Origin of the sequence: Pseudomonas sp. RW10S2 (assembly GCF_014268985.1) — a bacterium.
Lineage (GTDB): Bacteria > Pseudomonadota > Gammaproteobacteria > Pseudomonadales > Pseudomonadaceae > Aquipseudomonas > Aquipseudomonas wayambapalatensis.
In genome coordinates this window covers 26,165-48,385 of sequence record NZ_JABWRO010000019.1, presented here as the reverse complement: position 1 = coordinate 48,385, position 22,221 = coordinate 26,165, and the positions used below count along the sequence as shown (strand labels likewise).

Genomic DNA, 22,221 nt, shown 5'->3' with positions numbered 1-22,221 from the left:
GCTTGTCCCGCGATAGGGCCGATGCGATCGCTGCAGATTAGCCAGAACGACTTCATAACAAATTCAAGAAAGGAGAAACACCATGGCCGAAGCAAAAGTACTCAGTGGTGCCGGCCTGCGTGGCCAGGTGGCCGGGCAGACCGCGCTGTCGACCGTCGGCCAGGCCGGTGCCGGCCTGACCTATCGTGGCTACGATGTGCGCGACCTGGCCGCTGGCGCCGAGTTCGAGGAAGTCGCCTACCTGCTGCTCTATGGTGAACTGCCGAGCAAGTCCGAGCTGGCCGACTACAAGCACAAGCTCAAGGGCCTGCGCGACCTGCCGCAAGCGCTCAAGGAAGTGCTCGAGCGTATTCCGCGCGACGCCCATCCAATGGATGTGATGCGCACCGGTTGCTCGGTGCTCGGTACCCTGGAGCCGGAGCTGACCTTCGACGCCCAGCGCGACAAGACCGATCGCCTGCTGGCGCTGTTCCCGGCGGTGATGTGCTACTGGTACCGCTTCACCCACCACGGTGTGCGTATCGACTGCAGCAGTGACGAGGACACCCTCGGTGGCCACTTCCTGCACCTGCTGCATGGCAAGAAGCCCAGCGACCTGCACGTGAAGGTGATGAACGTCTCGCTGATCCTCTACGCCGAGCACGAATTCAACGCCTCGACCTTCACCGCACGGGTCTGTGCCTCGACCCTGTCGGACCTGTACTCCTGCGTCACGGCAGCCATCGGCTCGCTGCGCGGGCCGCTGCACGGCGGCGCCAACGAGGCGGCGATGGAGCTGATCGAGCGCTTCCAGAGCCCGCAGGAGGCCGCTGCCGAACTGCTGCGCATGCTTGAGCGCAAGGACAAGATCATGGGCTTCGGCCACGCCATCTACAAAGAGTCCGACCCGCGCAACGAGGTGATCAAGGGTTGGTCGAAGCAGTTGGCCGACGAAGTGGGCGACAAGGTGCTGTACCCGGTGTCCGAGGCCATCGACAAGACCATGTGGGAGCAGAAGCGCTTGTTCCCCAACGCCGATTTCTACCATGCCTCGGCGTATCACTTCATGGGCATCCCGACCAAGCTGTTCACCCCGATCTTCGTCTGCTCGCGCCTGACCGGCTGGGCGGCGCACGTGTTCGAACAGCGTGCCAACAACCGCATCATCCGCCCGAGCGCCGAGTACACCGGCGTCGAGCAGCGCCAGTTCGTGCCGATCGACAAGCGCTGAATAGATATAGAGAGGCAACCCGTTTCCCCTGTGGGTGCGGGCTTGCCCGCGAATGCGTCCGTTCGGGCAACCGCTTCGCACCTGCTGACGCATTCGCGGGCAAGCCCGCTCCCACAGGGGCGGTGAAACCTTCCGAATCCTGTGAACGAGCCTGATTCCATGATGAACACCGCATACCGCAAGAACCTGCCAGGCACCACCCTGGACTATTTCGACACCCGCGCGGCGGTCGAGGCGATCAAGCCCGGCGCCTACGACGGGCTTCCCTATACTTCCCGCGTGCTCGCCGAAAACCTTGTGCGCCGCTGCGATCCGGCCACCCTCGACGCCTCGCTCGGGCAATTGATCGAACGCAAGCGCGACCTCGACTTCCCCTGGTTCCCGGCGCGCGTGGTGTGTCACGACATTCTCGGCCAGACCGCCCTGGTCGACCTGGCTGGCCTGCGCGATGCCATCGCCGACAAGGGTGGCGATCCGGCCCAGGTCAATCCGGTGGTGCCGGTGCAATTGATCGTCGACCACTCGCTGGCCGTGGAGTGCGGCGGCTTCGATCCGCAGGCATTCGAGAAGAACCGCGCCATCGAAGACCGACGCAACGAAGACCGTTTCCACTTCATCAACTGGACCAAGCAGGCGTTCAAGAACGTTGATGTGATCCAGCCGGGCAACGGCATCATGCACCAGATCAACCTGGAGAAGATGTCGCCGGTGATCCACAGCGATCGCGGCGTGGCCTACCCGGACACCTGCGTCGGCACCGACAGCCACACACCGCATGTGGACGCCCTGGGCGTGATCGCCATCGGCGTGGGTGGCCTTGAGGCCGAGAACGTCATGCTGGGTCGCGCCTCGTGGATGCGCCTGCCGGAAATCGTTGGCGTCGAGCTGACCGGCCGACTGGCACCGAACATCACCGCCACCGACCTGGTGTTGGCCCTGACCGAGTTCCTGCGCAAGCAGAAAGTGGTTGGCGCCTACCTCGAATTCCATGGCGAGGGTGCCCGGGCGCTGACCCTGGGCGACCGCGCCACCATTTCCAACATGGCACCTGAATACGGCGCCACCGCGGCGATGTTCGCCATCGACCAGCAGACCATCGACTACCTGCGCCTGACCGGTCGTGACGACCAGCAGGTGCAACTGGTCGAGACCTACGCCAAGGTCGCAGGCCTCTGGGCCGGCAGCCTGGCCAAGGCCGAGTACGAGCGCACGCTGACCTTCGACCTGTCGAGTGTAGTGCGCAACATGGCCGGCCCGTCCAACCCTCACGCCCGCGTGGCCACCAGCGATCTGGCGGCAAAGGGCATTGCAGGGGCTTGGGAAGAAGTGCCAGGACAGATGCCTGACGGTGCAGTGATCATCGCCGCCATCACCAGTTGCACCAACACCAGCAACCCGCGCAACGTCATCGCCGCCGGCCTGCTGGCGCGCAACGCCAACCGGCTCGGCCTGGTGCGCAAGCCCTGGGTCAAGTCGTCGCTGGCGCCGGGCTCCAAGGCTGTGCAGCTGTATCTGAAGGAGGCGGGCCTGGAGCAGGAGCTCGAGCAGTTGGGCTTCGGTATCGTTGCCTTCGCCTGCACCACCTGCAACGGTATGTCTGGCGCACTGGACCCGGTGATCCAGCAGGAGATCATCGACCGTGATCTCTATGCCACTGCAGTGCTCTCGGGCAACCGTAACTTCGACGGGCGCATTCATCCCTACGCGAAGCAGGCGTTCCTGGCGTCGCCGCCGCTGGTGGTGGCCTACGCCATCGCCGGCACCATCCGCTTCGATATCGAGAAGGATGTGCTCGGTGTGGTCGACGGCAAGGAGATCCGTCTGAAGGATATCTGGCCAAGCGACGAAGAGATCGACGCAGTGGTGCGTGCCTCGGTCAAGCCCGAGCAGTTCCGCCAGGTGTATATCCCGATGTTCACCATCGAGGAAGACAAGGGGCCGAAGGTTGCGCCGCTGTACGAATGGCGCCCGATGAGCACCTACATCCGTCGCCCCCCTTACTGGGAAGGCGCCCTGGCCGGTGAGCGCACCCTGCGCGGCATGCGTCCGCTGGCGGTATTGCCGGACAACATCACCACCGACCACCTGTCGCCGTCGAACGCCATCATGCTCGACAGCGCTGCTGGCGAGTACCTGGCGAAGATGGGCCTGCCGGAGGAGGACTTCAACTCCTACGCCACCCACCGCGGCGACCACCTCACCGCGCAGCGGGCGACCTTCGCCAACCCCAAGCTGTTCAACGAAATGGTGCGCAAGGAAGACGGCAGCGTGAAGCAGGGGTCGCTGGCGCGCATCGAGCCGGAAGGCAAGGTGACGCGCATGTGGGAAGCGATCGAGACCTACATGGCGCGTAAGCAGCCGCTGATCATCGTCGCCGGTGCCGACTACGGGCAGGGCTCGTCGCGGGACTGGGCGGCCAAGGGCGTGCGTTTGGCGGGCGTCGAGGCGATCGTCGCCGAGGGCTTCGAGCGCATCCACCGCACCAACCTGATCGGCATGGGCGTGTTGCCGCTGGAGTTTCAGCCGGGCACCACGCGCGTGACCCTGGGCCTGGACGGCAGCGAGACCTACGATGTGGTCGGTGCGCGCACGCCGCGCGCAACCCTGACGCTGGTGGTAACCCGCCGCGATGGCGAGCGTGTCGAAGTGCCGGTGACCTGCCGCCTGGACACCGCTGAAGAAGTGTCGATCTACGAGGCGGGCGGGGTGCTGCAGCGCTTTGCCCAGGACTTCCTCGAAGCGACGGCCTAATGACCTGAACCCCGCCTTCACCCTGTAGGAGCGGGCTTGTCCCGCGATTGCGTCAGCAGGAGCAATATCGCTGTCTGTTCTGACGCCATCGCGGGGCAAGCCCGCTCCCATAGGGGACGTGTGGGGCCTTGAAGGATGAGTGCTCATGGCATCTGTAGCGCAAGTGAAAATCCCCGCCACCTACATCCGTGGTGGCACCAGCAAGGGCGTGTTCTTCCGCCTGCAAGACCTCCCCGAGCGCGCCCAGGTGCCAGGCCCTGCGCGCGATGCCCTGCTGTTGCGGGTGATCGGCAGCCCCGACCCCTATGGCAAGCAGATCGACGGTATGGGCGGTGCGACTTCCAGCACCAGCAAGACCGTGATTCTTTCGCCAAGCATCAAGGCCGATCACGATGTCGACTATCTGTTCGGCCAGGTCGCCATCGACAAGGCCTTCGTCGACTGGAGCGGCAACTGCGGCAACCTGTCGGCGGCCGTCGGTTCGTTCGCCATCGCCAGTGGCCTGGTGGATCCGGCACGCATTCCGCGTAACGGCATGGCGACCGTGCGCATCTGGCAGGCCAATATCGGCAAGACCATCGTTGCCCACGTGCCGATCACCGAGGGTGAGGTGCAGGAAACCGGCGACTTCGAGCTCGATGGCGTGACCTTCCCGGCAGCGGAAGTGCAACTGGAGTTCCTCGACCCTGCAGCCGATGAAGACGGCGAGGGCAGTGGGGCGATGTTCCCTACCGGCAACCTGGTTGACGACCTCGAGGTGCCGGGTGTCGGCACGTTCAAGGCGACCCTGATCAATGCCGGCATCCCGACCATCTTCGTCAATGCCGCCGACATCGGTTACACCGGTACCGAGCTTCAGGATGCGATCAATGGCGATGCCGCCGCGCTGGCGCGTTTCGAGACCATTCGCGCCCATGGTGCGGTGCGCATGGGGCTGATCGAGCACATCGATCAGGCCGCTGGCCGCCAGCACACGCCAAAGGTCGCTTTCGTCGCGCCCGCTACGTCTTACACCGCTTCCAGCGGCAAGGCCGTGGCGGCTGGCGATATCGACCTGGTGGTGCGGGCGCTGTCGATGGGCAAGCTGCATCACGCCATGATGGGGACGGCGGCGGTGGCTATCGGCACGGCTGCAGCGATTCCGGGTACGTTGGTCAATCTTGCCGCAGGTGGCGGCGAACGCAGTGCGGTGCGTTTCGGTCACCCGTCCGGCACCCTGCGGGTGGGCGCCGAGGCGCAGCAGATAGACGGACAGTGGACGGTGACCAAGGCCATCATGAGCCGCAGTGCGCGGGTGTTGATGGAAGGGTGGGTGAGGGTGCCTGGCGACGCCTTCTAACCCTGGGTTTGGCGATAGGGCCTCCACTCACTCCACAATCGCCCAGCCACGAAAAAGCCCCGGTATTTCTACCGGGGCTTTTCATTTACAACCGACTGCTCGGCTTACGCCTGAACCACCGGGATCTTGGCGTTGGCCGCCGCTTCACGGAACTCGGCGATCTGGTCGAAGCTCAGGTAGCGGTAGACGTCGGCAGCCATGCTGTCGATATCCTTGGCGTACTGCAGGTACTCTTCGACGGTCGGCAGCTTGCCGAGGATCGATGCGACTGCAGCCAGCTCCGCCGACGCCAGGTAGACGTTGGTGGCATCGCCCAGACGGTTCGGGAAGTTACGGGTCGAGGTGGAGACCACGGTCGAACCGGTCTGCACACGTGCCTGGTTACCCATGCACAGCGAGCAGCCTGGCATTTCCATGCGCGCGCCAGCCTTGCCGTAGATGCCGTAGTAGCCTTCCTCGGTCAGCTGGTGGGCGTCCATCTTGGTTGGCGGCGCCAGCCACAGACGGGTCGGGATACCGCCCTTGACCTTGTCCAGCAGCTTGCCGGCAGCGCGGAAGTGACCGATGTTGGTCATGCACGAACCGATGAACACTTCGTCGATCTTCTCGCCTTGTACCTGCGACAGCAGGCGGGCGTCGTCCGGGTCGTTCGGCGCGCAGAGTACAGGCTCCTTGACGTCGGCCAGGTCGATTTCGATGATCTCGGCGTATTCGGCATCGGCGTCGGCCGACAGCAGCTCAGGGTTAGCCAGCCAGGCTTCCATCGCTTGTGCACGGCGCTCCATGGTGCGAGCGTCGCCGTAGCCTTCGCTGATCATCCAGCGCAGCAGGGTGATGTTCGACTGCAGGTACTCGGCGATGGCCTTTTCCGGCAGCTTGATGGTGCAACCGGCAGCCGAACGCTCGGCCGAGGCGTCGGACAGCTCGAACGCCTGCTCGACGGTCAGCTCGTCCAGGCCTTCGATTTCCAGGATGCGGCCGGAGAAGGCGTTCTTCTTGCCTTTCTTCTCGACGGTCAGCAGGCCCTTCTGGATGGCGTAGTAAGGGATGGCGTGGACCAGGTCACGCAGGGTGATGCCCGGTTGCAGCTTGCCCTTGAAGCGCACCAGTACCGACTCCGGCATGTCCAGCGGCATGACGCCGGTGGCAGCGGCGAAGGCGACCAGGCCGGAACCGGCCGGGAACGAGATGCCGATCGGGAAGCGGGTGTGCGAGTCGCCACCGGTGCCGACGGTGTCAGGCAGCAGCATGCGGTTCAGCCAGCTGTGGATGATGCCGTCGCCTGGACGCAGGGACACGCCGCCACGGGTGCGGATGAAGTCCGGCAGGGTGTGGTGGGTGTTGACGTCGATCGGTTTCGGGTAGGCCGCGGTGTGGCAGAACGACTGCATGACCAGGTCGGCGGAGAAGCCCAGGCATGCCAGGTCCTTCAGCTCGTCACGGGTCATCGGGCCGGTGGTGTCCTGGGAACCGACGGTGGTCATCTTCGGTTCGCAGTAGGCACCCGGGCGTACGCCTTGGCCTTCCGGCAGGCCGCAAGCGCGACCGACCATCTTCTGTGCCAGGGTGAAGCCCTTGCCGGTGTCGGCAGGCTGTTCTGGTTTCTTGAACAGGTCCGAAGCACCCAGGCCCAGTTCGGCACGGGCTTTTTCGGTCAGGCCACGGCCGACGATCAGCGGGATACGGCCGCCGGCGCGGACTTCGTCCAGCAGCACTTCGGTTTTCAGTTCGAAGGTGGTGACCAGCTCGCCGCTGTCGTGACGCTTGACTTCACCTTTGAACGGGTAGACGTCGATGACATCGCCCATGGCCAGGTTGGTGCAGTCGAATTCGATCGGCAGGGCGCCGGCGTCTTCCATGGTGTTGTAGAAGATCGGGGCGATCTTGGTGCCGAAGCAGAAACCACCGGCGCGCTTGTTCGGCACGTACGGGATGTCGTCGCCGAAGAACCACAGCACCGAGTTGGTGGCGGATTTACGCGAGGAGCCGGTGCCGACCACGTCACCGACGTAGGCAACCGGGAAGCCCTTGGCCTTGACCGCTTCGATCTGGGCCAGTGGGCCGACCGAACCTGGCTGCGAAGGCTCGATGCCGTCGCGGGCCATCTTCAGCATGGCCAGGGCGTGCAGTGGGATGTCAGGGCGCGACCAGGCGTCCGGGGCAGGGGACAGGTCATCGGTGTTGGTTTCGCCTGGCACCTTGAATACGGTCAGGGTGTACTTGTCGGCGATGGCTGGGCGCGAGGTGAACCACTCGCCGGCAGCCCAGGACTCCAGGACGGCCTTGGCGTGTACGTTGCCGGCCTTGGCTTTTTCGGCCACGTCGTGGAAGGCATCGAACATCAGCAGGGTGTGCTTGAGCTGTTCGCCCGCGACGGCGCCCAGTTCGGCGTCGTCCAGCAGCGCGACCAGCGTCTCGATGTTGTAGCCGCCCTGCATGGTGCCCAGCAGTTCAGTGGCGTGCTTGCGGTCGATCAGTGGCGACTTGGCTTCGCCCTTGGCGACAGCGGAGAGGAACGCGGCCTTGACGTAGGCAGCTTCGTCGACTCCTGGCGGAACGCGGTTGGTGATCAGGTCTACGAGGAAGGCTTCTTCGCCGGCCGGCGGGTTTTTCAGCAGCTCGACCAGGCCTGCAGTTTGTTCGGCGTTCAGCGGCTGGGGCACGATACCCAGGGCGGCACGCTCTTCGATGTGTTTGCGGTAGGCTTCAAGCACAGTTATTACCCTCATCAGTGGTCCCTAAAGGGAGTCCGGGACGCTCATCCAGCATTCCCTGCACCCATGCGCGGATCACGGCTTTTTGAGCCGTCCAGCCAGGGTCGCAGAGAATCCTTACAGAAGCTGCTTTCAAAGTTTTACGCCTGTAGAACGGAGCGTTGATGAGGGGTTGGCGCGGGTCATGCGAGGGGGCATGACCTGGGCCAACACCGTTCTACCGGATGAACTGTGCTCGTGACGCTTTGAAAACAGCTTCCAACGGACATTGTTGCCTTGAAAAGGCGGGATGATTCTACGGCAAAAAAGCACGGAAGGTAAGTTGCCGACGATGACTTTAACGAGTGACCCCGGTTAGACAAAGGGCTAACATGAAGCCGTGTTCCACCGCCAAGCCGTTGTTTTTCCATGTCCAATCAGTCCATCAAGACCCCTTGCGTCGGCCTTTGCTCAACTGTCTACGGAGACACCGTCTGCCGTGGCTGCAAGCGCTTTCACCATGAAGTGATCAATTGGAACGGTTATGACGAGGAGCAGAAGCGTGCAGTCTGGCTGCGCCTGGAGCAGTTGCTGGTGCAGGTGATGATGGCCAAGCTTGAAGTGTTCGACAAAGACCGTTTGCGCGAGCAGCTCGAACAGCGCTCGATCCGCTTTCTTGCACACCAGTCCGAATACTGCTGGGCCTACCAGTTGATCGCCCGCGGTGCCCGTATGATCCGTGACCTGGAAGCCTACGGCATGGCCCTGCTGCCGGAGTTCCGCGATTGGGAGCTGCCGCAGTTGCGCGATGCCATCGACCGGGAGTTCTTCCTGTTGTCGGAGGCGCACTACCAGCGCTACATCGCCCCGAGCTTTCTACGCGATGCCATCGGTTAGCACCTGTGCGGGAGCAGCACAAGGCTGCTCTCGCACAGGCAGACGCTGGCAGGTTCAGTCGCCGGTGTATTCGCAACCGCTGGTGCAGGTCTCGTGGATACGCACTTTCGACAGCTCCGGCAGCAGCGGCTTGACCTGTTCCCAGATCCACTTGGCGATGACTTCGCTGGTGGGGTTTTCCAGGCCGGGAATGTCGTTCAGGTAGTTGTGGTCGAGCCGTTCGTAGATCGGCTTGAAGATCGCCTTGACCTCGGCGAAGTCACGGATCCAGCCGGTGTGCGGGTCGAGCGGGCCGGTCAGGTGCAGGGCGACCTTGAACGAATGGCCGTGCAGGCGACCGCATTTGTGTCCTTCGGGGACGTTGGGCAGGCGGTGAGCGGACTCGAAGGTGAACTCTTTGAAAATTTCCACTAGTGGACCTGTAAAGCTTGTGGGGTAAGGGCTTGAGCTTGATCTTGCGTCTGGGTGTACTGATCAGTGTACTGATTGGTCGCTGCTGGGGTTCAGCGAGGCCATCCATTCGTTGATTCAGACTGGCGCCAAGCAACGGATTTCGGCCCTATCTTAACCTGTTTTGGGAAGGTGCCTTCCTTTATTCGTGTGTACACCGTGTTGCGACCCATGCCAGTGATCCGGAGCACGTCCGGCAGGCGAAGCAGGCGGTCAATTCCTTCTGTGTGTGCCATTTGAGCCTCCTCAGGCCAAAAAATGGTGCCGGACCTAGCTTCTTCGGTGCGAGCCATGAGCCGGGCCTTTTTGGCTTTTCCATATGCCTGGTACTCAGCTTCGACCCGCCAGCCGCCAGTTGGTAGCGCTGCGCAGGGTCGATATGCCCACGGCATCCGCAGCAGGCGTAGCGCTGCCTGACCACCGGTTCGGTCGTGGTCTGAATATCAGACATGCTTCGTCATCGCGCCCTGGGCAGCGCTGGCGGTTAGCTCAGGGGCATCGAAGCCTTTACTCTCAACGTGCCATCCGTGCATCACGGCAATGAATCGGCTCACCTAGGTGCCTAACAGATCAGGTAGACCATGTACATCAGGGGCAGGATCTTGGCGCCACCTGCTTGCGGTAGCCTGCATCGTGAAACTTTAAACCCATACTGTTCAGATTCATACCTGGCATCCAGGCACATTTGTCGCGCAGCCCGCGACGCTCTTCAGCTGCTGCTCTTGGCTCAAAGCATGATCTGGACGCCGTCGCAGAACCGGTGCGCAAAGCTGCTGTCTTACGATGCTTAAACGTTTCTTCGCGTGATTGACAGCGCTATCTCGTGGAATTCTCGTTTTTTTGGAGTTTAAGATCCTTCTTATGTTGCCTAAGGGCCATCTTGCTTAGGCTATCCACTAGCCATTCAGTTTTGCCGCGCGCTCCTCATTTTCAGGCCTCCAGCCAGGTAAAGCGTCAGTCACGCTTTCCTTGCCGCTTACCCCGCACAAGCATGGTCCTGCTTCCCTCGGTGCAGGGCAGGTTTCCACTCAGGACAACAGGCATCGCGACTTTCTGATGGATGTCTTGAACTACTGGATGACGTGCTCGGACACTTGAGAGTTACCAATGAACGCTAAAGATGACCTCGCTCCACGAATTCTTATCGCAGAAGGCGATCCTTCGGTGCGAGATATGCTGCGGCAAATGCTGCTTAGCATTCGCGGCGATGCTCATCTGGAGATTTGTGAGGATGGCGCTCAAGCCCTTGCGGCATTTTCGACGGATCCAGATGTGATCATCGCAGGGCGAGAGCTGGCGGGTATCAGCGGCCTGGATCTGCTGCGGAATGTGCGCGGTAATAGTGACAAACCGCAGTTGCCGTTCATTCTCATGAGCGAGCATGTTGATGTTGCCAGCGTGCGCGAAGCGCTGCCGTACAGTCCCACCGCTTACCTGGGTAAACCCCTTAACCTGGACAGCTTGCGCATACGCCTCGAGGGGCTTTTGCTTGAAGTCGGCCGGCAGATTGGCTGCTCGACACCTGCGGTGCAGCCCGGCGTCAGCCTATCGGCCTTTCTGGACCAGCGCCGCGCAAGTACCGATGGTGGTCCGCTGTTTGCCGATGTGAGTAGGCTCGTGCTCAATACGTCAGATGCCCAGGAGCTGGACTTGGGCAGGCTCGAGCAGCAGTTGTGCCAGGACCCGCAGCTAACCGCAGTGCTCATCGCCGCCGCCAACAGTGCGGAAGCACACTGTGATGGCTCTGTGCAGACCTTGCCGCAGGCATTGAACAAACTGGGCAGTGCCCAGAGTCTGAGCCTGATCATGGGGCTGGAACTGAAACGTAGCGCGCGCCTGAGCGATCCGCTGTTGGCGCGGCACGCTGAGCATTTTCTGAACCTGTCGCTGCAGGTTGCCGAGTTCGCCCACACCCTGGCGGGCATGTTGAACGTAGACCAAGCGCGTTGCTATTACGCAGGTCTGCTGCATTGCTTGGGTGATCTTGCGGTGATTCGAAGCTTGCAGCAATGGCGCACACAGGGTGGCGAACTGGACGACGACATGGTGCAGGTGTCGCTAAACCGTTATGGCGCGCCATTCGGCTCGGCCTTGCGCGCTCTCTGGCGCCTGCCTTTTCGACTGCGGGGGCTGGTTGCTGCAATTTATCATTTGTGGGGGGGCGTATACGCTCGCGACTGTCTGGTGATGAACCTGGCGGGCCAACTCGCATACGCTTCACCCACCCAGAGCAACGCGGCGATCGCCGGCAGTACCGCTGCGCGCCTGCTCAAAGTGGATCTGCCGACGCTCGACATGCTGCGAGAACCTTCAGCAGTACCCATCCAGAAGCGCACAGGCGTCGCGCGCAAAGAAAGCCCAGCCAGTCATCCGGCGGCAGCGATGTGCGGGCCGTGGGCGGACAGTCGTGTTCGACAAGCCAGAACGGCGTGACTTCGTCATGGATGGTCACAGGGAGGGCGCGCGAGCGCCCTCTAAAAGCCTTTTCACACACCATCATGAAGCCAGCTTTTGGAAATGTTCTCGCTGTGCTGGGGGTACTGTATGTTGATGGATGCTAGTTCTGATGTGATGTATCGGCTGCTGGTGCAAAGTGTGGTGGACTACGCGATCTATTTGCTCTTGCCCAACGGAGTGGTCGCTAACTGGAACCCCGGCGCGCAGCGTGCAAAGGGTTATGAAGCCAGTGAGGTGGTCGGAAAGCATTATTCGATGTTCTTCACCGAGGCGGATCGCACTGATGGCGTGCCGGCAGCCAATCTTGAACATGCCCGTCTTTTTGGCAGATTCGAGGATAATTGCTGGCGTTTACGCAAAGATGGCAGCTTTCTGCGCGCACATGTCGTGATCGAAGCAGTACGGGACGATGATGGGGTACTGGTGGGGTTTGCGAAGATCACCCGGGATATCTCCGAGCGCTATCGTAGTGAGTTGGAAGTGCTGCAGGCCAAGCAGTTAGCCGAGCAGTACAGTCAAGAAATGGGCAACCTCTCGCAGTTTCTCGACTCTGTGATCGCTAATATCCCCGCCTGCGTCATCGTCCAGGACCTCGCTAGCCGACGTGTGCTGTTGGCCAACAAGCATGCAGATCGGCTTTTCAGCGGGGTAAATGCGCAACTTGTGGGGCGATTGCCACAGGAGTGTGCATTGCCGGGCGCGGCTGAGTTTCTAGAAGAGCAATTGACGCGGGGGGCCTGCACGGTCAAGGGCTACGCCGCCGAGACCCGCGTACAGACGGCCATCGGTTGGCGCACATTGAGAAGCCGCGCGCTCCTGAGTCAGAACATGGGCAAGCAGGCAGACTACGTCCTTTTCATTGCCGAGGATGCAACCGACGAGCTTGCCGCGCACGCGCAGATACACCACATGGCTCACCATGATGCGCTCACTGGACTGCCCAACCGCACATTGTTCAACGAGCGCCTCGAGAAGGCGCTCGCTCAGGGGGCAGGGAGCGGCAGGCTCACAGCGATACTGTGCCTGGACCTCGATAACTTCAAGAATATCAACGACTCGTTTGGTCATGGCTTCGGCGACAAGCTGCTGCGAGCCTTGGGCAAGCGCTTGCGCGATGAGCTGCGCGATGCGGACACGCTAGCCCGGCTGGGCGGAGATGAGTTTGCGGTGGTCCTTGCGGAACTGGATTCCTCAGAGTCAGCCCGCGCTGCGGCACAGCGTCTGATCGAAGTGATCGAGCCGCCTTTCCATATCGAAGGTCATCAGTTCTCTGTCGGCATGAGCATTGGTATTGCTTGCGCGCCTGAGGATCATGGTAGCGCTGAGCAGCTGCTCAGTTACGCTGACATGGCCCTCTACGAAGCCAAACGAAATGGCCGTAACCGCTATGAATGCTTCAACGTTGGACTTTATGACGCCGCGCACAAGCGCCGCCTGGTCGAAACCGACCTGCGTAAGGCGTTGCACCAGGGGCAGTTGCAGTTGCACTACCAACCGATCATGGATCTGCAGAGCAACACAATTTCTGGCTATGAGGCGCTGATGCGCTGGGAACACCCGAGCCGCGGCATGATCATGCCAATGGATTTCATTCCGGTAGCCGAGGAGACCGGGCTCATCCACGAGCTTGGTGCCCGGGCCTTGAACCTTGCCTGTCAGGAGGCTGTTACCTGGGAGGGGCAGGAGAGTGTCTCGGTTAACTTGTCCCCTGTGCAATTCAAGAATGCCGGGCTTATACGCACTGTAGCTCTGGCACTGTCGGACTCCGGGCTGGCCCCGCAGCGGCTGGAACTGGAAATTACCGAGTCGGTACTGCTGGGCCAGACTGACGAAAATGCGCGGGTTCTGCGCGAGCTGAAAGACCTTGGGGTAGGGATTGCCCTCGACGATTTTGGCACTGGCTACTCGTCGCTGGGTTACCTGCGTGCTTTCCCGTTCGACCGGATCAAGATTGACAAGTCGTTCGTTAACGATATGTGTGAAAGTGCCGAGGCCCTGTCGATCATCCGCGCGATCACCGAGCTTGCCAGAAGCCTGATGATCAATATCACTGCCGAGGGGGTAGAGTCTGCAGAGCAACTGGAAAGGCTGGTGGCCGAAGGGTGTTCGCATGTGCAGGGGTACTTCTGTGGGCGCCCGGCACCGGCCAGCGAGCGCATGAAGCAGGTGACGGGAGTGGCGAAAGGCTAATCAGGGCAGTCCTGAATACGCTGAGCTTGGCGGCGTAAAGCGTTGCCAGCGGAGGCTCCTGAGCGTCGTGCTTGGGATCGACGTTGTTGGAGGCGTGGATCATGTTCTCGTCTTCGAAGCAGCGCACTACGTGGGCGATGGCGTCGTTCTCGCGAATGTTGGCGAGGAACTTGTGCCATGGGGGGCAGCGCCGGCCGCAGAGTGCAGCGCAGCGGCCCTGGCTACCTCACGTTGTCGCGGTCATGGGGTTTTACTCCTGGATCGTGTCCTGGGAGAGATCGGTGCTTACTCCCAGGCGATTGGCCTCCATTTTTAATATGAGTTTTCCAGCGGCGCGATCGCCGCCATGAAGACGATCAAAGAGGAATGCGAAAATAACGAGCATCAAGTATTCGGCATTGGCGGGCGAGTGATGATCGAATCGTATATTCTCGGCTTTGAATTTGGCATTAGCGGCTGACTCAGCGTCATGGATTGATGTCATGACGCGCTTGATTAATTCTTGCTCAGCATCGTGAAGTGTTTTAACGATAAACGCATGTTGTGATTTAGTGTGCGTGCCACTCATAAAGGTGCCTTTTCAAGGAAGGGAATCGATCGTCGCTAGTGGAGGGTGGAGAACGTGTGCCCGTTAAGTCATAGGCTGAGGGCGGGCCGGGCGCTATAAGACGCATCTTAAATGTGGAGGTTTTTGGATGTCGCTCCAGGGTTTATGGGGGGCAAGCAGTTGCTAGGCGCAGTAAGAAAACCGTGATACTCGGTGATGCTGCGTTGAAAACAGCCTGGTGTGCCAGCCCGGTCGGAATGCTCTTTTCAACCCGTAAAGTCGAGCGCGAATACGACCGTTCCTCGGCAGTTTTCGCCTTGCCTGACCTTCGTCTCAAGGCTTTTCATACAGACCCTAGCCTCGCCGATTTCTGGAGGAGGGTATGTGCGCAAAGATTGTTTCCGCATCTCTCGCGCTAGCGTCCTGAGCGCTTAATTCATTAGCTTATTTTTGATCACGCTCAGCTTTGGCATATGTACCGAGCTGATGGTGGTCGCTGCGGTTTTTGTCCATTTGAACGACTTGGCTGAATGTTCGTTATGAGCAGTGATGAACTGGCGGATCGCGACTTTCAGATCAGTGCACTGGTGAAGACACCTCGATACAGCGCGCGTCTCTCCAGCCGTGAAAACCAGCCTTCCACCGCGTTCTGCCAGGACGCACTGGTCGGCGTGAAGTGCAGCTTGAAACGTGGATGTTTTTCCAGCCAGGCCCTGTTCGCTGCGGTTTTGTGGGTTGAACCGTTGTCCTGGATCACATGGAGATCCAACTCGGCAGGCTCGCCGTGCCATGGCGCTTGTAATCATGGGGTCGTCGCTCGGCCTGCCCAGCCCGAAGTTGCAGCATTGGCTGGGTAGAATCCAGTGCTTGGAACTAAGTTTTTTCGTCAACACACAGCACCATGGCGTTGTCCGGAGGGCTCAGGTAGAGCCCGTCCACATCAATCACCTTCTCAGCGCCCAGCTTCAAAGGCTGGCCGCTGCGCGGCAGGTCGCTCTGGCTCTCCGTGCCCGTCTCCAGATAGCGCTTTGGCCACTGAACACGGTCGGTGTCGTGATCTGCAACTGCCCCCAGATGGCAATGGACGTCCCCCCATCATTGAGCAAAAGCAATATCTGCAGCCCGCTGCGCAAGGCTCTGCGCCAGCGTATTCATTCGCAGCCAAGCTTGAAGCGTAACAACGTCGGCGGGTTGCAGTGCGAAGGGCGCGATCGGACGAGGCATGCCGGAACCATCTCTGGGCGAGGGGCGCACAACCCCGGCGAGGTGTAGTGCGCTGGGTGACCTGGTCCTGCTGAGCATCGACCAGCGGCCGGAAGTGGCAGGTGGTGGCCCAGATGCCGACGGCGATACCCAGCTGGATCAGCAGAACGGCGCCGGCGAGGCAGCCAGGTGTTCATGCCAGCACGCACAGCCAGGTCATAACACGTTTTGTGCTCAGTTGCGCCATGCGGGCGCCTAACTGCTGTCGTGACTTGTCGGTTTTTGGCGGGAGCCCATCGTGGAATCTTTGAAAATTTCCACGCTGGCAGAACTCTGTGTGAATCAAGAATGCGCGCGGTCTACCAGCATGCTTGCTACAAGGCTTGCAAGCGTTCATGCAGCCGCCCGGTGGCGACCAGTTCCAGCAGCTCGTCGCCCAGGCGCTGGCTTTCGGCGATGGCCTTGTACCAATAGCGCTTGCGTGTCGGCGCATCCCCCATGAAACGCTTGAAGTCGTTGCGGTCCGGCAGCTTGCCATAGGGCAGGGCGGCCAGGTAATGCGGCGATGGGGTCATCAGCAGCACATTGTGCAGGCGTGTGGCATCGCCGCGACGCCAGGGCAGGGCTTTGTCGAACCAGCCGGGCACGACCTTGTCTGTGAAGTGCGGATAGAGCACCAGGTCGTCGCCTCGATAGGGCAGGTCGAGGTGGTAGTCCAGCAGGCCGCCGTCACGGTAGGTGCCGTTGCCAGCGCCGGGAATATCGCGCACGCCCTCCATCACCATCGGGATCGAGCCCGACGCGAGCAGCGCCTGGCGCAGGTTGCCCAGGTCCAGGGGCAGGCAGCGCGAGGGAAAGTCGGTCAGTGCGTCCAGCGGTGGTGCGCTACGGCTGTCATGCAGGATGATGCGTTCGAAGTGGCGGCCCAGCCGCGAGCGCCCGAGCAGATTGCTGGCAATCACCGAGGACAGGCCCATGCCCAGCCGCGCGGGGTGATCATGGGCAAGCTGGCCATGGCTCTTCACCACCAGGATATTCAGGCGATAGTGCGCATTGGCCAGGATCTGGTCGTCACGGCCCTGCAGCAGATCGTCGAGCATGCGCTGGCAGCTCTGGCTGATCTGCGCAGGGGTCACGCCCTTGGCGAAATCCTGCTCGGTGTACAGTTCGCCCAGGCGCCGCAGACCGGCCACGGGATCGTCCAGGCAGGCGCTGGCAAAGCGCCAGGAGCCGATCGAGGCGCCGATCAGCGAGCGCTGCCGCGGTGCCGACGGCAGCAACTGGCCGAACAATGCCAGGTCCAGGCCCTGTATACCCAGCGACTTGGGGCCGCCGGCCGCGCCCGGCAGCACCCCGACATCGACAGCCCGCAGGCCGCGCTCGCGGATCTGTGCCAGGGCGCGTCGGCCGGCCTTGAAGGTCAGGGCGGGGTACTTGATGTGGATGGCGCTCATGGCTGTCTCTTGAAGGGCAGGTGCGCATTATAGGCAAATGGGGTTCGACAGGCGCTCGGAGGCTGCGAACGGCGCTATCATGTCGCCAGCTGTTTTCAGGTTGAGTTAAGGACCGGTGGTTAATCTTAACCCCGTAGACAACATACGCACCTCGATGGAGAGACACTATGAAAACGTTGACTGCCCTGTTCACCGCTGCCGCCCTGACCTTCGGTGCCACTGCCGCCTTCGCCAAGGACGTGCAGCCCGACGAAGTGGTCAAACTGGTGAATGCCAAGACCATCAAGTCGCTGGATGAACTCAAGGCCGCCGCCGTGGCCAAGCATCCCGGCTCGACCGTCACCGACTCGGAGCTTGAAGACGAATACGGCCGCTACATCTACAAGGTCGAACTGCGCGATGCGCAGAACGTCGAATGGGACGTGGCCCTGGATGCCAAGACCGGTGAAGTGCTGAAGGACGAACGAGACAACTGATGAACACGCTGCCGCGAGCGGTGCCCTGCCTGGCACTGGCATTATGGGTCGCCTGCTCGCCGGCGACCGCCCGCGATTTGGACCAGGACGAAGCCCTGGAACTGCGTCAGCAGGGCATCATCCTCCCGCTTGAGCAACTGCTCGAGGCAGCTCTGGGGCGTTACCCCGGGGCGCGCCTGCTGGAGGCCGAGCTGGAAGAGAAGCACGGCCGTTACGAGTACGAGGTCGAGCTGCTGACCCCGGCCGGTGTGGTGCGTGAAATCAAGTACGACGCCCGTAGCGGCGTTTTGATCAAGGACGAGGAAGACGACTGAATGCGCCTGTTGCTTGTCGAGGACAATGTGCCTCTGGCCGACGAATTGATCGCCAGCCTGCAACGCCAGGGCTATGCCGTGGACTGGCTGACCGACGGTCGTGATGCGGTCTACCAGGGGCAGAGTGAGCCCTATGACCTGATCATCCTCGACCTCGGTCTGCCCGGTCTGCCGGGGTTGGAGGTACTGACGCAGTGGCGTGCCGCTGCGTTGGCCATCCCCGTGCTCATCCTCACCGCTCGCGGTTCCTGGGCCGAACGCATCGAAGGACTGAAGGCCGGAGCCGACGACTATCTCACCAAACCCTTCCACCCCGAAGAACTGCAACTGCGCATCCAGGCCCTGCTGCGCCGTGCCCGTGGCCTGGCCAATCAGCCGCGCCTGGAGGCGGCGGGCCTGCACCTGGACGAAGGGCGCCAGTGCGTCGTGCGCGAGGGGGTGGATGTGCAGCTGACCGCCGCCGAGTTTCGCCTGCTGCGCTATTTCATGCTGCACCCGCAGCAGGTCCTGTCCAAGAGCCACCTGGCCGAGCATCTTTACGACGGGGAAACCGAGCGTGACTCCAACGTGCTCGAGGTGCACGTCAATCACCTGCGGCGCAAGCTGGGGCGCAGCGTGATCGAGACCCGTCGCGGCCAGGGCTATGTCTACGCCGGGAGCAGCAACGGGTGAAGTCGATCCAGGCACGCCTGAGCCTCGGCCTGGTGGCCGTGCTGGTGGTGGTCGGCGTGGCGGTGGCGCAGGTGACCCTGTGGTTGTTCGAGGCCGGGTTGCAGCGCTATCTCGAAGCCGGGTTGCGCAAGGAGAGCGAGAACCTGCTGGTGGCGCTGGTCCGGGGCCCCAGCGGTCTGCAACTGGACGAGCGGCGTATCTCGGCGGCCTATCAACGGCCGTTTTCAGGGTATTACTTTCGCATCGATTTCGACCAGGGCACCTGGCGCTCCCGCTCGCTGTGGGACCTGGACATGCCCAAGCTCGCGCGCCCGGGGCTTGAAGATGGCCATGAGCTGGGCCCGGAAGGCCAGCAACTGTTGGCCTATCGGGGTGATTACCGGCGCCTTGGCCAGGATATCTCGATCAGCGTCGCTCAGGATTACTCGCCCGTGCGCGAGGGTTTCAGGCGCTTGCAGCAGATCGGTCTGGGCATGGGTGTGCTGGCGCTGCTGTTGATCCTGATCCTGCAGCGCATCACCGTGACCCGCTCTCTGCGGCCGCTGGAGCGCGCTCGCCAGCAGATCGCCCAGTTGCAACAGGGGCAGCGCTCCCAGCTCGATGCCCAAGTGCCCAGCGAACTGCAACCGCTGGTGGATCAGGTCAACCACCTGCTGGTGCACACTGAAGACAGCCTGCGCCGTTCACGCAATGCGCTGGGTAACCTCGGCCACGCCCTGAAGACCCCACTGGCGGTGCTGCTGAGCCTGGCGTCGAGCGAACGCCTGCGCGATCTGCCCGAGGTGCAGGCGCAACTGCGCGAGCAACTGGAGCAGATCCAGCAGCGCCTGGCCCGCGAATTGAACCGTGCGCGGCTGGCGGGTGATGCCTTGCCGGGCGCGCAGTTCGACTGCGACGCGGAGCTCCCCGGGCTGCTCTGCACACTTGGCATGATCCATGGCGAGGGGCTGCTGCTGGCGCGTGATGTACCACCGGGGTTGCTGCTGCCCTGGGATCGCGAGGACTTGCTGGAGCTGCTGGGCAACCTGCTGGACAACGCCTGCAAATGGGCTGACAGCGAAGTGCGCCTGGGTATCGAGGCAACTGCCGAGGGTTACCGGCTATGGGTCGACGACGACGGGCCAGGGATTCCCGGTGAGGCACGGGAGCAGGTACTGGAGCGCGGGTTGCGGCTCGACGAGCAGGTGGACGGGCATGGCCTGGGGTTGGGGATCGTGCGGGATATCGTCGAGGCCTGGGAGGGGCGGATCACCTTGCTCGAGAGCCCGCTGGGCGGGCTGCGCGTCAGCATCGAGTTACCACGCAAGGGGCGCTGACAGGTTTCGCGGCCCTTGAGTGATCGATCAAGGAGCAGATCCTGCAAAAAAATTGCAGTCCAGACGCATTTTTTTGAATTGGCACCAAAACGGTGCGCTCGGCACAATCCCCACCACGGAACCCTCCGGTTTCCATCTCTCCACGGACGGAGCCAATTGTCATTGCCTTGGTAATGCAGGGCCCAGACCCTCTCGGCTGGGCTTTCTTTTTTAAATCACCCAGTACGATTGCACCTGATTCGATGCCTGCCTCGCGTCCTGAAAACCGTCTGCAGCGCCTGTTGCCGGCGCCTTTGAATACTTCTCCACGGGAATGGCTGCGTGCCGCTGTCGGCGCGCTGCTGGGCCTGTTCCTCGCCGGATGGCTGTGCAGCATGGCCTACGGCCCCTCCATCGCCTTGCACCTGCTTGGCCCGCTGGCCGCCTCGGCGGTACTGGTGTTCGCCGTGCATTCCGGCCCACTGGCGCAGCCCTGGCCGGTACTCGGCAGCTATGCCCTGGCCGGGATCCTCGGGCTGGCGATGCGCCAGGGCCTGGGCAGCGAGCTCTGGGTAGCCGCAGCGGCCCTGGCGGGCTCGCTGCTGTTGATGTGCTGGTTGCGTTGCCTGCATCCTCCGGGCGGCGGCGTGGCGGCCAGCGTGGTGCTGGCTGACCCTGGGCTGGTAGCAATGGGCGACCATTTGCTCGAGCCGGTGCTGCTCAACGCGTTGATCCTGGTGGCGGTGGCGGTGCTCTACAATCGCCTGACCGGCGTGCGTTACCCCAAGGGCGCAGTACCGCGCAAAGACCCGCATCACACCCATGATCCACTGCCCAGTGCACGCGTCGGCATCAGTGGAGAAGACCTGGATCTGGCACTGGAGGAGCTGGGCGAGTTCGTCGACGTCACCCGCGATGAGCTCGAACGTATCATCCTGGCCACCGAGCAGCACGCCCTGCAGCGCAGCCTGGGCGGGATCACGGCGGCTGCGCTGATGTCCCGCGACGTACAGTTCGCCTCGCCGGACACGACCCTGGAACAGGCCTGGAAGATGCTCGCCAGCCATCACCTGAAGACGCTTCCGGTGCTGGAGCACGGGCGTCTGGTCGGTATCGTCAGCCTCAGCGACCTGGTCGGCCCGGCGATGGCACAGGGGCGCTTCAGTTGGCGAGCCCTGTTCCATCGCCCGTCGACACGCATGGCACAGGTCATGAGCCGCCAAGTGGTCAGCGTAGGTAGCGAACATCCATTGGAGCGACTGCTGCCGCTGCTCAGCGAGTACGGGTTGCATTGCTTGCCGGTGCTGGACGGTGAGCAACTGGTAGGAGTGATCACCCAGACCGACCTTATCGCCGGCCTGAAACGTCATCTGCTCAACGCGGCAACGCAGCGCTCAGACCAGCGGGTCCCAGCGTTGTGACCAGTCGCTGGCGCCGTCGGCCACCTGACGGCGCAGCACCGCGAGCGCCTGCTGCAGCGCTTCGCTGTCACGCTCGCGGGCATAGACCAGGAATGTCGGGTAGGTGAACTCCGGCGCCTGTGGCACGCGCTCCAGCACGCCACTATCCAGATAGGCCTGCACCACACGGGTACGGAAATAGCCGCTGCCGCCCTGGTCGAGGATGAACTGCAGCGCCAGGGGGCCTAGGTTGAAGCTCAGCGCCGGCCGCGCGCAGTGGGGCAGGGCCGCGTCGTGCTGGCGTCGGAAGGCTTCGCCCCAGTCGATATAGATGTACGGCTCGGGCAGATCGACGCGACGGATGCGAATCAGCTTTTCTTCCATCAACTGTTCGATCTGCAACCCTGGGCCGTAGGTCGGTTGATAGACCAGCGCCGCATCCAGCAAGCCCATCTCTACCTTGCGCAACAACGCCTCGCCCTCGCTCACTTCGCTGCGGATCGCCTGGTCGGGCAGGGCCCGATGCAGCGCGCTGACCCAATCGAGCATCAGCGGATTGCCCAGGCTCACCTCGCCCCCCAGGTGCAGCACCTTCTGGCAGCCTTGTGGCAGCGGCAGGTCACGGCGTGCCGCTTCCCAGGTCTGTACCAGTTGGTTGGCGTAGGTGACGAAGGCCTCGCCGTCGCCGGTCAAGCTGGCGCCGTTGCGGCTGCGCACGAACAGCTGACAGCCGAGTTGTTGTTCCAGGCGCTGCACCCGCGCCGAAATGGCGGTCTGTGAGACGAACAGGCGCTCGGCGGCGGCCACCAGGCTGCCGCAGCGCACGATTTCCAGGAAAGTACGGGCCTGATCGATGTCCATTGAGTGCTCGGC

General features: G+C 62.2%; 16 protein-coding genes and 3 pseudogenes. 11 read left to right on the top strand and 8 right to left on the bottom strand.

Annotated features, from left to right (window positions below):
* Window positions 1-82 precede the first annotated feature (82 nt).
* From prpC to prpF, 3 genes are all read left to right on the top strand, one after another.
* Window positions 83-1,210 (top strand): 2-methylcitrate synthase, encoded by a 1,128-nt coding sequence (prpC, locus tag HU729_RS06765; RefSeq protein WP_186709263.1) that lies wholly within the window; start codon window positions 83-85, stop codon window positions 1,208-1,210.
* Between the two features lie 162 nt (window positions 1,211-1,372).
* The gene (gene acnD / locus HU729_RS06760) at window positions 1,373-3,961 is read left to right on the top strand and encodes a Fe/S-dependent 2-methylisocitrate dehydratase AcnD (protein ID WP_186709267.1); all 2,589 of its coding nucleotides are present in this window, start codon (window positions 1,373-1,375) and stop codon (window positions 3,959-3,961) included.
* Window positions 3,962-4,106: 145 nt separating this feature from the next.
* On the top strand, window positions 4,107-5,300 hold the full coding sequence (gene prpF, locus HU729_RS06755) for a 2-methylaconitate cis-trans isomerase PrpF (RefSeq protein ID WP_186669544.1): 1,194 nt from the start codon (window positions 4,107-4,109) through the stop codon (window positions 5,298-5,300).
* Window positions 5,301-5,404: 104 nt separating this feature from the next.
* On the opposite strand, the gene acnB is transcribed toward prpF, so the two are convergent.
* Window positions 5,405-8,014 carry a bifunctional aconitate hydratase 2/2-methylisocitrate dehydratase gene (acnB, locus tag HU729_RS06750; RefSeq protein WP_063544151.1) on the bottom strand — a complete coding sequence of 870 codons (2,610 nt, stop codon included), beginning with the start codon at window positions 8,012-8,014 and terminating at the stop codon, window positions 5,405-5,407.
* A 408-nt stretch (window positions 8,015-8,422) separates the two neighbouring features.
* Between acnB and HU729_RS06745 the strand changes: the two genes are divergently transcribed.
* Window positions 8,423-8,890, top strand: a complete 468-nt coding sequence (locus tag HU729_RS06745) for a DUF1289 domain-containing protein (RefSeq protein ID WP_186669542.1) — start codon at window positions 8,423-8,425, stop codon at window positions 8,888-8,890.
* A 54-nt stretch (window positions 8,891-8,944) separates the two neighbouring features.
* Here the strand turns inward: HU729_RS06745 and queD are convergent, their stop codons facing one another.
* Both queD and HU729_RS26040 read right to left on the bottom strand, forming a co-directional pair.
* Window positions 8,945-9,301: a 6-carboxytetrahydropterin synthase QueD gene (gene queD, locus HU729_RS06740; protein WP_186669540.1), complete on the bottom strand. Its 357-nt coding sequence runs from the start codon at window positions 9,299-9,301 to the stop codon at window positions 8,945-8,947.
* Window positions 9,302-9,364: 63 nt separating this feature from the next.
* A pseudogene (locus HU729_RS26040) lies at window positions 9,365-9,576 on the bottom strand (AlpA family transcriptional regulator).
* A gap of 871 nt (window positions 9,577-10,447) precedes the next feature.
* Between HU729_RS26040 and HU729_RS06730 the strand changes: the two are divergent.
* Window positions 10,448-11,773 carry an HDOD domain-containing protein gene (locus HU729_RS06730; RefSeq protein WP_186709261.1) on the top strand — a complete coding sequence of 442 codons (1,326 nt, stop codon included), beginning with the start codon at window positions 10,448-10,450 and terminating at the stop codon, window positions 11,771-11,773.
* Between the two features lie 111 nt (window positions 11,774-11,884).
* On the top strand, window positions 11,885-13,987 hold the full coding sequence (locus HU729_RS06725; protein WP_186669536.1) for an EAL domain-containing protein: 2,103 nt from the start codon (window positions 11,885-11,887) through the stop codon (window positions 13,985-13,987).
* Between the two features lie 58 nt (window positions 13,988-14,045).
* Here HU729_RS06725 and ychF read toward each other — a convergent pair.
* The 4 genes and pseudogenes from ychF to HU729_RS06705 form a co-directional block, all read right to left on the bottom strand.
* Window positions 14,046-14,162 (bottom strand): annotated as a pseudogene (gene ychF / locus HU729_RS06720) (redox-regulated ATPase YchF); the annotation flags it as partial.
* A gap of 75 nt (window positions 14,163-14,237) precedes the next feature.
* Window positions 14,238-14,555, bottom strand: a complete 318-nt coding sequence (locus HU729_RS06715; protein ID WP_186709259.1) for a hypothetical protein — start codon at window positions 14,553-14,555, stop codon at window positions 14,238-14,240.
* A gap of 410 nt (window positions 14,556-14,965) precedes the next feature.
* Window positions 14,966-15,758, bottom strand: a pseudogene (locus HU729_RS06710) (transposase).
* Between the two features lie 353 nt (window positions 15,759-16,111).
* Window positions 16,112-17,191 carry a patatin-like phospholipase family protein gene (locus HU729_RS06705; RefSeq protein WP_186709257.1) on the bottom strand — a complete coding sequence of 360 codons (1,080 nt, stop codon included), beginning with the start codon at window positions 17,189-17,191 and terminating at the stop codon, window positions 16,112-16,114.
* Window positions 17,192-17,358: 167 nt separating this feature from the next.
* Here HU729_RS06705 and HU729_RS06700 point away from each other — a divergent pair, with 167 nt between their 5' ends.
* The 5 genes from HU729_RS06700 to HU729_RS06680 all read left to right on the top strand — a co-directional run bounded on the left by HU729_RS06700 (window position 17,359) and on the right by HU729_RS06680 (window position 21,369).
* Complete coding sequence (locus tag HU729_RS06700; RefSeq protein ID WP_186709248.1) at window positions 17,359-17,667, top strand: PepSY domain-containing protein; 309 nt, start codon at window positions 17,359-17,361, stop codon at window positions 17,665-17,667.
* Complete coding sequence (locus HU729_RS06695; protein WP_186669530.1) at window positions 17,667-17,981, top strand: PepSY domain-containing protein; 315 nt, start codon at window positions 17,667-17,669, stop codon at window positions 17,979-17,981. The genes HU729_RS06700 and HU729_RS06695 overlap by 1 nt, the downstream gene beginning before the upstream one ends.
* Window positions 17,982-18,653 (top strand): response regulator transcription factor, encoded by a 672-nt coding sequence (locus HU729_RS06690; RefSeq protein ID WP_186709246.1) that lies wholly within the window; start codon window positions 17,982-17,984, stop codon window positions 18,651-18,653. It begins immediately after the preceding gene.
* On the top strand, window positions 18,650-19,969 hold the full coding sequence (locus tag HU729_RS06685) for an ATP-binding protein (RefSeq protein WP_186709244.1): 1,320 nt from the start codon (window positions 18,650-18,652) through the stop codon (window positions 19,967-19,969). Before HU729_RS06690 ends, HU729_RS06685 begins: the two co-directional genes overlap by 4 nt.
* A gap of 242 nt (window positions 19,970-20,211) precedes the next feature.
* A complete protein-coding gene (locus tag HU729_RS06680; RefSeq protein WP_186709242.1) occupies window positions 20,212-21,369 on the top strand; it encodes an HPP family protein in 1,158 nt (385 codons plus the stop codon).
* On the opposite strand, the gene HU729_RS06675 is transcribed toward HU729_RS06680, so the two are convergent.
* Window positions 21,343-22,209 carry a LysR family transcriptional regulator gene (locus HU729_RS06675; protein WP_186669522.1) on the bottom strand — a complete coding sequence of 289 codons (867 nt, stop codon included), beginning with the start codon at window positions 22,207-22,209 and terminating at the stop codon, window positions 21,343-21,345. The two genes, HU729_RS06680 and HU729_RS06675, sit on opposite strands and share 27 nt — an antisense overlap.
* Window positions 22,210-22,221: the final 12 nt, after the last annotated feature.